We start from the raw sequence: 14,016 nt of genomic DNA on the forward strand, positions 1-14,016 counted from the left end.
TAAGAAAAGTGTTAGATTTATCTAAATTTTAGCTTTTTAGTCTGAGTACACTCTACATCATTTATCAAACACAAAAACAATCCTAGAGGGGCAGGGCTAAGCCCGCTCCTCTATTTTATAAATACAAACAAGGAGAATAGACATGGCAGAAATTACAGCAGCTCTCGTTAAAGAATTGCGTGAAAAATCAGGTGCTGGCGTTATGGACGCTAAGAAAGCGTTGGTTGAAACTGAAGGTGATATCGAAAAAGCGATTGAATTGCTTCGTGAAAAAGGTATGGCTAAGGCAGCTAAGAAAGCTGACCGTGTAGCAGCTGAAGGTTTGACAGGTGTTTACGTTGACGGTAACGTTGCAGCAGTTGTTGAAGTAAATGCTGAAACTGACTTTGTTGCGAAAAACGCTCAATTCGTTGAATTGGTAAACACTACTGCTAAAGTAATTGCAGAAGGTAAACCAGCTGACAACGAAGCAGCTCTTAAATTGACTATGCCTTCAGGTGAAACCCTTGAAGAAGCATACGTAAATGCAACTGCAACAATCGGTGAGAAAATCTCATTCCGTCGCTTTGCTTTGGTTGAAAAAACAGATGCTCAAGCATTTGGTGCATACCAACACAATGGTGGCCGTATCGGTGTTATCTCAGTTGTTGATGGTGGTGACGAAACTCTTGCAAAACAAATCTCAATGCACATTGCTGCAATGAAACCAACTGTTCTTTCTTACACTGAATTGGATGAGCAATTCGTTAAAGATGAGTTGGCAAAAATCAACCACAAGATCGAACAAGACAACGAAAGCCGTGCAATGGTTGACAAACCAGCATTGCCATTGTTGAAATATGGTTCAAAAGCTGAATTGACTGACGAAGTGATTGCAGCAGCTGAAGAAGCTATCAAAGCAGAATTGACAGCTGAAGGCAAACCAGAAAAAATCTGGGACAAAATCATCCCAGGTAAAATGGATCGCTTTATGTTGGACAACACTCAAGTTGACCAAGCTTACACACTTCTTGCTCAAGTTTACATCATGGACGACAGCAAAACAGTTGAAGCTTACTTGAACTCAGTGAACGCTTCAGTTGTAGAATTTGCTCGTTTCGAAGTGGGTGAAGGTATCGAGAAAGCTTCAAACGACTTTGAAGCAGAAGTTGCAGCTACTATGGCAGCAGCTCTTGGTAAATAATCATATATAGAAGAACTTCCGACAGGAAGTTTTTTTGTAAAATCGGTCTTAGGGCTGATGAATGAACAGGTTGAATGAGCTATACTAATATCAATCCTAAATATTTTTCATATCTCCTTACAAAAGCACCGGTCGTCTGGCCGGTGCTTTTGTTGTTCTATTAATCTTGTATAAACGCTGTGATTTCTTTTTCTGTCATACTAGAGTCGCAACGGACTTGGACACCGTCTGCTTTTGCGACGAGGAGTCCAGGGACCGTAGGAACTTGGTAGTGGTCGCGTAGGGCTTGGAGTTCAGGGCTGGCTTGACTAGAGTCGAGGAAGTGAATAGGTACTTGCTTCTCTTTGGCTACCTTATGTAGTTTTGGCGCGAACCGATTGCAGTAAGGGCAGGTTGCGCGTCCGATAAAGAGGATGCCTCCCTCTTTTGCTGAAAGCAAAGTTTGGGCCTGCTCCACGTCAATTGTAATAAAATCTTGAATATACGTTTTGAAATCCATTGTCTACTCCTTTTTCTTCCTATTATAAAGAATTATAGGATTAATTTCAAGAATCGACTACGATCGACACTGTTGCTTTTACTTTAAAAAAATCTATTTTTACGGTATAATGGTCAAAGAATGTCAAAGAAAGAGGCGATACTATGGCGATGAAAAATACATCGGATTATATCGAGGAACATATCAAGGCCATTCTAGATCAAGTCAGTGTTGCTGAATTGCGTCGGAGTGAATTAGCCAGTCGATTTGAAGTGGTTCCGAGTCAGATTAACTATGTTATCAAAACACGATTTACTGCAAGCCGTGGCTACATTGTAGAAAGTAAGCGTGGCGGAGGAGGGTATATTCGTATTGGTAGGATTACCTTCTCGGACAAACATGAATTGGTACATGACCTAATAAAAAATATGGGTGAGCAATTATCAACAACGGTATTTGCTGATATATTACAATTGTTGTTTGATGAAGGCTTGATGACAGAACGCGAAGGAAATTTGTTTTTAGCAACGGGTTCCGACGATGTCTTGGGGAAAGACGCGGATAAAATTCGAGCGCGAATGATGCTGCAACTACTCCGTCGTTTAGATAGGAAAGAGGATTAATTTTCATGAAATTTTCAACAGGCTTACAACGGGTTTTTGAAGATGCTCAGTTGATTGCCCAACGATATGCATGCGATCATTTAGAAACGTGGCATATTTTGCTAGCATTTGTCATCAATCACGATACGGTAGCTGGTGCTGTTTTGGCAGAATACCCAATGAGTATTTCAGATTTCGAACATGCTACTTTTGTTGTTACAGAAAAAGTATACCGTGAAGAATTGGATAAATTTAATGTTCTATCCTCCTCAAAAAGATTAGAGGATACAGCTCAGTTCGCTAGAAAGATTGCAGAAGTCGTTAAGGCAAAAGAATTAGGAAGCGAGCATTTGTTTCAGGCAATGCTGTTAGACAAACGTTCAACCGCAAGTCAAATTCTAGATAAAGTAGGTTTTCATTTTGAAGAGATAGAAGATGAATTCCGTTTTGTTGATTTGCGTAAAAACTTAGAGTATCGTGCAGGGTTCACCAAAGAGGATTTGAAAGCTATCCGTAGCGTGATGAAAGGTGGAAAGGCTAAAACAGCAAGTGTAGGTCAAATGATGGGCATGCCACCAACTGCTCAAAGTGGTGGATTGGAGGATTATACACGAGATCTGACAGCCTTAGCCCGCGAGGGTAAAATTGAACCTGTTATTGGTCGCGATGCTGAAATTTCACGGATGATTCAAATTCTATCACGTAAAACGAAGAACAATCCTGTTTTGGTTGGCGATGCAGGTGTTGGGAAAACAGCACTAGCATTAGGTCTTGCCCAGCGTGTTGCAGAAGGAGATGTTCCTGTCAGTTTAGCAAAGATGCGTGTTTTGGAACTTGATTTAATGAATGTTATTGCAGGAACTCGTTTCCGTGGTGACTTTGAAGAGCGGATGAATAATATCATCAATGATATTGAAGAAGATGGTCAGGTTATCCTCTTTATCGATGAATTACATACTATTATGGGGTCGGGTTCGGGAATTGATTCAACCTTAGATGCTGCCAATATTCTCAAACCGGCCTTGGCTCGAGGGACCCTACGCACTGTTGGTGCAACGACACAGGATGAATACCAAAAGCATATTGAAAAAGATGCTGCCCTGGTCCGTCGTTTTGCCAAAGTGACCATTGAAGAGCCGACAGTTGAGGACAGTATTGCCATTTTGACCGGGCTTAAAGGGACTTTTGAAAAATACCATAGGGTCCGTATTGGAGATGCGGCTGTTGAGACAGCTGTGGCTTACGCCAAGAGGTATCTGACTAGTAAAAACTTGCCAGACTCAGCAATTGACTTGTTAGATGAAGCCAGTGCAACTGTACAAAATAGAGTGAAAGGGCAGGTTGAAGAAACAGGTCTTTCGAGTATTGATAAAGCTTTGATGGCTGGAAAATACAAGACTGTCAGTAAGCTCTTAATCAAGACTACAGAAAAGAATCTGTTGAGTCAAAACGATGACTTAGAAGTGACAGAAGATGACATTTTGGAAACACTTAGTCGCTTATCAGGTATCCCAGTAGCCAAGCTCAGCCAATCAGATACTAAGAAGTACCTGAATCTGGAAGCAGAATTGCACAAACGTGTGATTGGGCAGGAAGAAGCTATTTCTGCCGTTAGTAGAGCTATCCGCCGTAATCAGTCGGGGATTCGGACAGGTCGCAGACCGATTGGTTCCTTTATGTTCTTAGGACCAACTGGTGTCGGTAAGACTGAGCTTGCTAAAGCCTTGGCAGAGGTTCTCTTTGATGATGAATCTGCTCTTATCCGTTTTGATATGTCTGAGTATATGGAGAAATTTGCGGCCAGCCGTCTCAATGGAGCGCCTCCAGGCTATGTTGGCTATGAAGAAGGTGGCGAATTAACAGAAAAAGTTCGTAATAAACCTTATTCTGTTCTTCTTTTTGATGAGGTTGAAAAGGCTCATCCAGATATTTTCAATGTTCTCTTGCAGGTCTTGGATGACGGTGTCTTGACCGATAGTAAGGGTCGCAAGGTTGATTTCTCCAATACAGTCATTATCATGACATCAAACTTGGGAGCAACAGCTCTTCGCGATGACAAGACTGTTGGGTTTGGTGCGGCTGATCTGTCCAAAGACCACAAGGAAGTGGAGAAACGCATTTTTGAAGAATTGAAAAAGACCTATCGTCCTGAATTTATCAACCGTATCGATGAAAAGGTAGTCTTCCACAGCTTGACAGAATCCGATATGTTGGATGTTGTCAAAGTGATGGTGAAGCCATTGATTGTGGTTGCCGCGAGCAAGGGAATCCTCCTGAAATTCCAACCATCAGCCCTCAAATTGTTGGCCAAAGAAGGCTACGATCCAGAAATGGGTGCTCGCCCTCTTCGTCGGTTGCTCCAAACAAAATTGGAAGACCCGATGGCAGAAATGCTTTTGCGTGAAGATCTTGGAGCAGGTATGGTTCTGAAAGTGGGTGTCAAAGCTAACCAACTCAAATTTGAGAGTGTGAATGAATAGTTAGTAAAGAAACGGGGTAACCTGTTTCTTTTTATAAAACCTTTTTATAAAAAACTATAAAAATATCTTGACAGTTTGTGTGGGAAGAGGTAAGATAGAAAATATAAAAAAATATAAAAAGGTTGTCTATGAAAAAAACAGTTTCAGTTGTCTTTGGAACTTTTGCACCCATGCATAAGGGTCATATTGATTTGATTCAGCGGGCCAAGCGAGAAAATGATCGAGCGGTGGTTATCGTTTCTGGTTATGACCAGGACCGAGGACATCAGATTGGCCTCGGTTTGCAGAAGCGTTTCCGCTATATCCGTGAAACCTTCAACGACGAGCCTCTAGTATCCGTCTTTAAGTTGGATGAGACAGGTATGCCCCCTTATCCAGAAGGGTGGACACCTTGGTTAGAAGCCTTGCAGGCCTTGGTGGCGATTAAGGAGGATGAAGAGCTCGTTTTCTACGTTTCAGAAAAAGGGTATGCAGAGGAATTGCAGTCACGGGGCTATCTGGCTTCCTTTACGGAGCGAAATTTTGGGATTTCTGCGACTCTGATTCGAGAAAATCCTGCCAAGTACTGGAATTCCATCGCCAAGCCCTTCCGACGTCATTTTTCTAAGAATGTCTTGGTGGTCGGCTCTGCTTCAAATGGAAAAACCACGCTGGTGCGGGATTTGGGTCGTTATTATTCCTGTCCTGTTTCGCTGGAATATGCTCGCTACTACCAACAACGCTTTAATGTGCGTGATGATGAGTTGACAGGCAAGGACTACAACTATCTCTTGACGGGCCAGTATCGCCAGACCTCAGATCTGATTGACTCGGATACCAATCGTGGTCTGGTCATTGCGGATACCAATGCGACCGTGACAGAAGCCTACTACGACTACTACATCGGCGAAACTTCCGGTTCTTTCCACTCGCTCTGTGGTGATACAGTTAAGAATGAAAAATGGGATCTGATTATCTTTGTTCTACCGACAGGCTCTTATGTGGATGACGGTTTTCGGGATATGACCATGGCTGACGCTGATATTCGCAATGCCTTCACCGAACATTTGAAAGAACTGGTTGTTAAAAATCACCCGCAAACCCAGTTGACTTATATTGGTGGGGATTATGCAGAAAATTATGCCAAGGCCATTCAGTTGATCGATGGCATCTATCAGGAATATTAGGAGGAAGATATGAATCAATTGTTCCAACAATTTGAAGGAATGAAGACAGCTGTGAAGCAGGTGCCGGAAAATATGGCTGCAATTGCAAATAGGGCAAGGAAACTGGGCCTACTTGGGGTCCTGCAGGCAATTATGGCGGACCTGTTTCAAGGGCGGACGCTCTTTCAATGGTGCTACTTACTGGCCCTGTCTAGTGTGCCGATTGTATTAGAATTTACCAATGGTGCTGCCAATCATGACTGGGTTGGACTTTTTACCTCCTGGACGGGTATTGTCTGCGTGATTATGGTGGCGGAAGGTCGTGCTAGTAACTACTTTTTTGGTTTTCTAAATAGTGTGATTTACTTTGCCCTCTCCTATCAAAATATGTTTTATGGAGAAGTGATGACAGCTATCTTTTTCATTGTCATGCAGCCAGTTGGACTATATGTTTGGTTGACTGCCCGTGTTAATGGAGTGGCGGAAGAGGAGGAGACGGAATTCGAGGCACGTAAGCTGGACTGGAAGGGCTGGATCAAATGGCTGGGCTTCACTCTACTGGTTTGGGCAAGTTTTGGCTTGATTTATCAATCGGTTGGTTCGGCTCGTCCATTCCGTGACTCTATCACAGACGGGACCAACTGGACGGGTCAATTTTTGATGACCTATCTTTATCGTGAACAGTGGATTTTCTGGATTGCGACCAATCTCTTCTCTATCTATCTCTGGTGGGGGACTTCTCTTCACATGCAAGCCATGTACTGGGTTTATGCCTTGAACAGTGCGGTCGGTTGGTACCAATGGTCTAAGTCTATAAAAGAGGGGCAGGTGGCTCAAAATGGCTAGGCCTGCTGTTCTATCAGACAAGGAATACTATGAAAAATATGGGACGGAAGAAGAGTTCTTAATCTGGTATAAGCAACAAGATTTGCCACGTTTTGAAAAGCCGAGTGTTACGGCTGATATGGTGGTCTATAGTTTTGTCCAGGGTCGAATAAAGCTCCTCTTGATTCGGCGGGCTACTCATCCTTGTCAACACAAACTCTCCTTGGTCGGTGGTTTTATTGCCAGAGGCGAGGATGCCTACCAGACCTGCCAGCGTGAGATAAAAAAAGAAGCAGGATTGGATTTACCTCGTAGCCATATAGAGCAACTCCTAACAGTCTCCAACCCTGAGCGGGATCCTAGGGGCTGGATGATGACCATTGCCCACTTGGTTTACTTGCCTAGCCAAGCTTTGGACCTGGTCAAGCCAGGGCCGGATGGCAGGGAGCCGATTGTGATCGATGTGGATTTCAAGACTTCGCAGTGTTCTTATGAGGGTCAGGTCTTGACGGCAGAGGATTTTGCCTTTGACCATTACGAGATTGTCATGACCTCTATCCAGCGGATTCAGGGACGGATGAAGTGGAATCCAACCTTTCTCAATCTCCTGCAGCAACCCTTTAACATCTACGCTGCGACAGATTTGGTCAATCTTATCTCACCCGACAAAAAAATCCTCCACAATAATTTCCTAGCTAAGTATGGCGACTTTGTGGAAGAAGTTGGAGTGGAACGCTTGCCCAAGCGCAAACCTAGAAAAACCTACCGTTTGAAAGAAAGTTCATCAAATAGATAAAGAAACCTCCAGCTGATACTGGAGGTTTTGATATTATTTGGCAATCCGTTCTTGATAGGCCTCTCTAGCTTGGTCAAAGAGTTCTTGGACCTGTTCGATAGTCTCTGCTCGGGCAACGGCGCCACGGATCTTGGCAGCACCTGCTGAACCACGGAGGTAGTGTGGGGCAAGACCACGGAATTCACGTACGGCGATGGATTCGCCTTTTAGATTGGTCAATCGGTTCAGGTGGTCGAAGGCGACTTCGAGTTTATCTTCAAAGGAGAGGTCGGGTAGGACTTCTCCAGTTTCAAGATAGTAATTGATTTGGTTGAAGATATAAGGATTGCCCATGGCAGTCCGTCCGACCATGACGGCATCGGCTCCGACTTCTTCAATTCGCTGACGGGCATCTTCTACATTGCGGATGTCGCCGTTTGCGATGAAAGGAATCTTGGTCAGGCTACCAGCCACCTTGGTGAGGGTTTCCAGGTCAACGGTTCCTGTGTACATCTGCTCGCGGGTCCGTCCGTGCATGGCCAGGGCAGACACACCGGCACTTTCTGCGGCCAGGGCATTTTCGACCGCTAGGTCGGTATTGTTCCAACCCGTCCGCATTTTAACAGTCAAGGGAATATCGAGGACTGAGGTCACTTCCTTGATGATGTGGTAAATCTTGTCGGGGTCCTTGAGCCACTTGGCACCAGCTTCGTTTCTAACGACCTTGTTGACAGGGCAGCCCATGTTAATATCTACGATATTAGCCTTGGTGTTGGTTTGGATGAAGTCGGCAGCCCGTTTCAGTCCTTCGGCATCGCCACCGAAAAGCTGGATGGACATAGGGTATTCGTTGTCGTCAATATGGAGCATATGAAGGGTCTTCTCGTTGTTGTAGAGAAGGCCTTTTTCAGAAATCATTTCCATAACGACCAGGCCTGCGCCCATTTCCTTGGCAATGGTGCGAAAGGCCGAGTTGGTCACGCCAGCCATCGGGGCCAGCACGCAGCGATTGGGGATTTTCACATCACCAATCATGAAAGGGGTATTGAGATTAGCCATTGATGAGTTCCTCCAAATCGTTTTCGTCAAAGTGGTAATGGGTCTGGCAGAATTGACAGGTGATGTCCACGCCCTTGTCTTCTTCCTTCATCTCTTGCAGGTCCGCTTTTGGCAAGCTGGCTAGAGCATCGAGGAAGCGGTCCTTAGAGCAGTCGCAGACAAAACCGATTTCTTCTTCTGACAGTCGTTTGAAGTCGTCGTCGCCATAAATAGCGGATAGCAGAGCTTCTATATGGTTTTCAGAAGCCAGCAAACTCGAAATGGCAGGCATTTCTTGGATGCGTTTCTCGAAACGGGCAATTTCAGCCTCAGTTGCACCTGGTAAAACTTGCAACAAGAATCCGCCAGCTACCTTGACCTTATCTTCTTCGTCCAACAAAACGTTCAGTCCCACCGCAGAAGGCGTCTGCTGGCTGTCTGTTAGGAAGTAGGCAAAGTCTTCACCGATTTCACCAGAAATCAAGGGTGTCATGGAGTTGTAGGGGTGGCCTGTTCCGTAGTCTGTGATGACTAGGAATTGTCCGTTCCCCACAAGAGGTCCAACGATGACTTCGCCAGTCGCTGTCCGTTTGTAATCCAAGTCTGGATTTTGAATGTAGCCCTTGACCTGACCTTTGGTATTGGCAACGGAGATAATGGCACCAACGGCTCCATTGGCCAAGATTTTCAGGGTGATTTTTGTATCGCCTTTTTCATTGGCAGCCAAAATTTGATTGGCAATGAGAGTGCGGCCCAGAGCAAGGGTGGACGACGCCATAGTATGGTGTTTTTCTTGGGCTGTTTTCACGGTTTCTGTGCTATCTAGCACAAAGGCACGGAAATGCCCGCTTTTTGATAGTGTTTTAATAATTTTATCCATAACTTTAATTATAGCACAAGTAAAGAAAATGCGGAAAGGAGACGACCATAAGAAAAAACTGACCGTGTCAGCCAGTTTTTACTTAACGCATTAGAAAGAAAGTAAACTCTGTAACTTTTAATTTCGTGGGAATTGAGAGAAAAGTTCCTCTGGATTCATTTACTTATCAGGGCTTTTGACAATGGATCATTCAGTATTAAATTTCCGCAAACAGTTTCCGTAGAACTTTCGGTGTGATACTTTGACCTGGTCCTGCAAAGGTATAGGTGTGCAGGTACATAGCTGGGTTAAAGTTGAGTTCGATACAAGTGCAGTTCGGTTTTTCTTTGCTGGTTGCCTGATATATATCTGGGATAATCAAATCTACACCGCAAGCCCAGGCCCCCATTGCGCGTGCCATGTCGGCAGCTAATTGCTTGTAAGATTCACCCATCTGGTCAGTCATATCGATTGAGTCACCACCCGTTGAGATATTAGAATTACCGCGTAGAAAGGCTTGAATGCCCTCGGGAAGTACTGTATCTGGAGTATAGCCCTGCTGTTCTAACATAAGTAGTTCAATTTCACCGAGATTGATGATTTCAAGTGGTGAACGATGGTCACGTCCTCTCAGAGGGTCTTGATTTTTTTGAGCGACCAATTCTCGGATAGTTGAATGCCCATCACCTATGACATTAGCTGCGACGCGGAGCAAGACAGCCTCACATTTTCCATCTAGTATGAAGAAACGGTATTCGGTACCGGCTATGAACTCTTCTACCAGCACATGACTATCTTCTGAAAAGGCAATGTCTAAGGCTTTTTCATAATCTACAAGACTAGCTGGTTCTTGGAAGATTGAGATTCCTAAGCCAAAGTTGGTGGATTTAGGTTTGACGACAATGGCAGAGCTGGAAATTTGTCCATAATAGCGCAGGGCATCTGTTTTATTTGCAAATTCTGCTCCCGCAGGAATTGGGAAACCAGCCTCTGCTAAAATTTTCTTAGTGACAACCTTGTTGGCCATGGCAAGGGGAACCACGTAGTTGTCTTTGGATGTCATATTGCCATTTTTGATGTATTCAATATGGTCATCATGCCAAAGTTTGAGAAATTGGTCTTCTTCATCTAAAATCTCCACATTCAAGCCCATCTGGATAGCATCGAAGAGAATCATCTGAGTAGAGAGTTCCATATTTTCATAGCCTTTGAGAGCGTAAGGGGCTGTCCAAGCATAGTCATGAAAGGCTTGTCCTTGTTGCTGGCCAAAATGTTCCAGAGATCCATCTTTGACCTGCTCTGCTATTTTTCCAGAAAGGGTTAGTCGCGGGTCTTGAAGAGCTGCCTCCACATGTGCAATGAGCTGACTATAGTAGTCGTCCAGTCCAAAGTGTATGACTATGGCTTTCATGGCAATCAAGATTGGTGTGGGATCAGCATCGCTAGGTAGAGGTGTATGAGGGTGGCTTAGGGCAATGAGGTTGTTCAGTCTATCTGCTTTTGTTAAAGCATTGTCTACGTCAGCTAGTTGGTCCAGCCAAAGGAGGGCTAAGAGGAAGAGATGAACGGTGTCGAGGGTTTCTTGACTAATAGCAAACGGGTCATAGGGGTTAAGGTCGAAGGTACGGAATTCCAGATAAGAAATCCCCTTTCTGAGAAAGTCGCGACTCGTTTTGGCCCCACGTAGTCGAACAGAGGAATAAAACTCTTTTTCGGCGGATAGTTGACCAGACTGGACAGCTTGTTCGATGTCAGCCACGTATTGTTCGAGAGAAGAGAAAGAAATATGAACGTCTTCGGCATTAACATAGCCATGTTTGGAGTTGCGAATGGAACGAACGCAACCGACTTCCTCGGATAAAAATCCTTTTTCGGCTAAACTACTTGCTCCATATAAGTAAGTTAAGAGCCAGCGATAGTTGAGGAAGTTTTGTGCCAACTTGAGGTAGAGGGTATTTTTGAATGCGACAAAATCTGTTTCCTCGCTTAATTCAAAAAGTTGTTGGGTTAAGTCTTTTCCTAATTCAAAATTGTAATGAATACCTGACATAGACTGGAGGAGCTTACCATACCTTTCTCCTAAGCCGATGCGATACTGATATTCGTAGTCACTTTCTAGTTGAGCAATTTTGATGTCGTCCTCTGAAATGACAGGTGGCATGGATAAGGGCCAAAGGTATTCGCTCTTATCCATTGATCGCATCACTACGTCTGTAATCGCACCAAGGAATCTTCTCGCCTCCTTAGTGGAATGAGCAATGGGAGTAATCAATTCAATTTGTGGCTCACTATAGTCAGTTTGAATATACGGATGAAAGCTACGTGAACCTAACTTTTCTGGGTGAGGTGTTTGAGCAACTTTGTGGTTTGCATTGATGCGTAAGGATTCTCGTTCAATACCGAAGGTGGCCTGAAGAATAGGGCTATTTGGGGATAATTTCTGTAACATATTCAGTCCTTCTTATTTCTGTTAAAGTCTTATTCCAATTTTATCTAGTTTGATAGACAAATACAAATTTCTGCTACGTTTTTTGTGAAAATATCATTGAAAATAATTGAAAGTGATAAAAGGTTTCGGGAATCCTTCATAAAAACTTATTTAAAAATGTTTGAAGGTGTAATTTGTTCAGTATTTTTTTGTAAAAAAAGGAAGATTTAACTGTTATGTTCGCAATAATTGAAAATAAAGGAAATTCTTGAAAAAATGTTCGTTTTTTGATAAAATAGTGTGTAAAACGAAACTTGCAGGTGAGATTCCTGCCAGAAGTAGAAGAAAGGCTGGACTGGTCAGCCAGTTCAGGAAAAGAGTGAGTATGACATCAGTAGTTGTTGTAGGAACCCAGTGGGGCGATGAAGGTAAGGGTAAAATCACAGACTTTTTATCTGCTAATGCTGAAGTAATTGCGCGTTATCAAGGTGGAGATAATGCTGGGCATACTATCGTTATCGATGGGACTAAATATAAATTGCACTTGATTCCATCAGGAATCTTCTTCCCAGAAAAGATTTCTGTTATCGGTAATGGTGTGGTTATCAATCCAAAATCATTGGTGAAGGAAATCAACTATCTCCATAATTCAGGTGTTACAACAGATAACTTGCGGATTTCAGACCGCGCACACGTTATCTTGCCTTACCACATCAAATTGGATCAATTGCAAGAAGAATCAAAAGGCGAAAACAAGATTGGTACAACCAACAAGGGTATCGGTCCTGCGTACATGGATAAGTCTGCGCGTGTTGGTATCCGTATTGCAGATCTTTTGGATAAAGATATTTTCTCAGAGCGTTTGCGAGTAAACTTGGCAGAAAAGAATCGTCTATTTGAAAAAATGTACGAGTCAACACCAATCGAATTTGATGAAATCTTTGAAGAATACTATGCATATGGTCAAGAAATCAAGAAATATGTGACCGATACCTCTGTAATTTTGAATGATACTCTCGACCAAGGGAAACGTGTCTTGTTTGAAGGGGCGCAAGGCGTTATGTTGGACATTGACCAAGGTACCTACCCATTTGTAACTTCTTCAAACCCTGTTGCAGGTGGTGTGACAATCGGTAGTGGTGTCGGACCAAGCAAGATTGACAAGGTGGTTGGTGTATGTAAGGCCTACACTAGCCGTGTTGGTGACGGACCATTCCCAACTGAATTGAACGATGAAATCGGAGACCGCATCCGTGAAATCGGTAAAGAATACGGTACGACAACAGGTCGTCCTCGCCGTGTCGGTTGGTTTGACTCTGTTGTCATGCGCCATAGCCGTCGTGTATCAGGTATTACAAACTTATCACTCAATTCTATTGACGTTCTATCAGGCCTTGAAACAGTGAAAATCTGTGTGGCTTATGATTTGGATGGTGAGCGTATTGACCACTATCCTGCAAGTTTGGAGCAATTGAAACGTTGTAAACCAATTTATGAAGAGATGCCAGGTTGGTCCGAAGACATCACAGGTGTACGTAGCTTGGATGAATTGCCAGAAGCGGCTCGCAACTATGTTCGTCGCATCAGCGAATTGGTAGGGGTTCGTATCTCAACTTTCTCAGTAGGTCCTGGTCGTGAACAGACTAACATTCTTGAGAGTGTATGGAGTACAAAATAGTGTATGAAGACTGAACGAATGTTCGGTCTTTTTTGGCCAAGTCTAATTTTGCTTTATTGTTTAGAATTTGGTATAATCAAGCTTATCAAACAAAAAATGAGGTAAACAAATGGAAGGTTTATTTTTGCCACTTGTCATGGTTGCCATGATTGGCTTTATGTTCTATTCGCAACGTAAACAACAAAAACAACGCCAAGAAGCATTGAACCAAATCAAAAAAGGTGATGAAATTGTGACAATTGGTGGTTTATATGGTATTGTCGACGAAATAGATGACAAAAAGGTTGTTCTTGATATCGATGGTATCTATTTAACATTTGAGCGTGGTGCGATTCGTAATCGTGTCGCTAGTTCTAACACATCAACTGCTGTAGTTGAAGAAGTTGCAGTTGAAACGAAAGAAGCAACCCCAGAATCTGCTATTGAAGAATAAGGATGAGAAACCGAGGGAAACCTTGGTTTTCTCTTGTTTTAGACTTGCCTGATTTTTGCTATCCTAGCAAAAAATATGGTATAATGAAACGA

12 protein-coding genes are annotated in these 14,016 nt (G+C 43.4%); 8 read left to right on the top strand and 4 right to left on the bottom strand.

The genetic code is table 11. The features are described 5' to 3' along the window. The first annotated feature begins 142 nt into the window (after window positions 1–142). Entirely contained in the window at window positions 143–1,183 is a 1,041-nt protein-coding gene (locus D2A30_01080) for an elongation factor Ts (protein ID ULL20312.1), read from the top strand. Window positions 1,184–1,343: 160 nt separating this feature from the next. On the opposite strand, the gene D2A30_01085 is transcribed toward D2A30_01080, so the two are convergent. Continuing rightward, complete coding sequence (locus D2A30_01085) at window positions 1,344–1,682, bottom strand: thiol reductase thioredoxin (protein ULL20313.1); 339 nt, start codon at window positions 1,680–1,682, stop codon at window positions 1,344–1,346. Window positions 1,683–1,825: 143 nt separating this feature from the next. Here D2A30_01085 and D2A30_01090 point away from each other — a divergent pair, with 143 nt between their 5' ends. The 5 genes from D2A30_01090 to D2A30_01110 all read left to right on the top strand — a co-directional run bounded on the left by D2A30_01090 (window position 1,826) and on the right by D2A30_01110 (window position 7,509). Beyond that, window positions 1,826–2,284, top strand: a complete 459-nt coding sequence (locus D2A30_01090; GenBank protein ULL20314.1) for a CtsR family transcriptional regulator — start codon at window positions 1,826–1,828, stop codon at window positions 2,282–2,284. A gap of 5 nt (window positions 2,285–2,289) precedes the next feature. Then, window positions 2,290–4,743 carry an ATP-dependent Clp protease ATP-binding subunit gene (locus D2A30_01095; GenBank protein ULL20315.1) on the top strand — a complete coding sequence of 818 codons (2,454 nt, stop codon included), beginning with the start codon at window positions 2,290–2,292 and terminating at the stop codon, window positions 4,741–4,743. A 128-nt stretch (window positions 4,744–4,871) separates the two neighbouring features. Then, window positions 4,872–5,909 (top strand): transcriptional regulator, encoded by a 1,038-nt coding sequence (locus D2A30_01100; GenBank protein ID ULL20316.1) that lies wholly within the window; start codon window positions 4,872–4,874, stop codon window positions 5,907–5,909. A gap of 39 nt (window positions 5,910–5,948) precedes the next feature. Further along, a complete protein-coding gene (locus D2A30_01105) occupies window positions 5,949–6,734 on the top strand; it encodes a nicotinamide riboside transporter PnuC (GenBank protein ULL21963.1) in 786 nt (261 codons plus the stop codon). After that, entirely contained in the window at window positions 6,727–7,509 is a 783-nt protein-coding gene (locus D2A30_01110) for an NUDIX hydrolase (protein ULL20317.1), read from the top strand. The genes D2A30_01105 and D2A30_01110 overlap by 8 nt, the downstream gene beginning before the upstream one ends. A 33-nt stretch (window positions 7,510–7,542) precedes the next feature. Here the strand turns inward: D2A30_01110 and dusB are convergent, their stop codons facing one another. From dusB to gshB, 3 genes are all read right to left on the bottom strand, one after another. Next, entirely contained in the window at window positions 7,543–8,547 is a 1,005-nt protein-coding gene (gene dusB / locus D2A30_01115; GenBank protein ULL20318.1) for a tRNA dihydrouridine synthase DusB, read from the bottom strand. Then, window positions 8,540–9,406: an Hsp33 family molecular chaperone HslO gene (hslO, locus tag D2A30_01120; protein ID ULL20319.1), complete on the bottom strand. Its 867-nt coding sequence runs from the start codon at window positions 9,404–9,406 to the stop codon at window positions 8,540–8,542. Before hslO ends, dusB begins: the two co-directional genes overlap by 8 nt. A 196-nt stretch (window positions 9,407–9,602) precedes the next feature. Next, on the bottom strand, window positions 9,603–11,834 hold the full coding sequence (gene gshB, locus D2A30_01125) for a bifunctional glutamate--cysteine ligase GshA/glutathione synthetase GshB (protein ULL20320.1): 2,232 nt from the start codon (window positions 11,832–11,834) through the stop codon (window positions 9,603–9,605). Between the two features lie 364 nt (window positions 11,835–12,198). Here gshB and D2A30_01130 point away from each other — a divergent pair, with 364 nt between their 5' ends. Together D2A30_01130 and yajC are read left to right on the top strand one after the other, a co-directional pair. Continuing rightward, window positions 12,199–13,491, top strand: coding sequence for an adenylosuccinate synthase (locus D2A30_01130; GenBank protein ULL20321.1), 1,293 nt, complete (start codon window positions 12,199–12,201; stop codon window positions 13,489–13,491). A gap of 109 nt (window positions 13,492–13,600) precedes the next feature. Beyond that, window positions 13,601–13,924: a preprotein translocase subunit YajC gene (gene yajC, locus D2A30_01135; protein ID ULL20322.1), complete on the top strand. Its 324-nt coding sequence runs from the start codon at window positions 13,601–13,603 to the stop codon at window positions 13,922–13,924. Window positions 13,925–14,016: the final 92 nt, after the last annotated feature.

It is taken from the genome of Streptococcus suis (assembly GCA_022354845.1).
Taxonomy (GTDB): Bacteria; Bacillota; Bacilli; order Lactobacillales; family Streptococcaceae; genus Streptococcus; species Streptococcus suis_AA.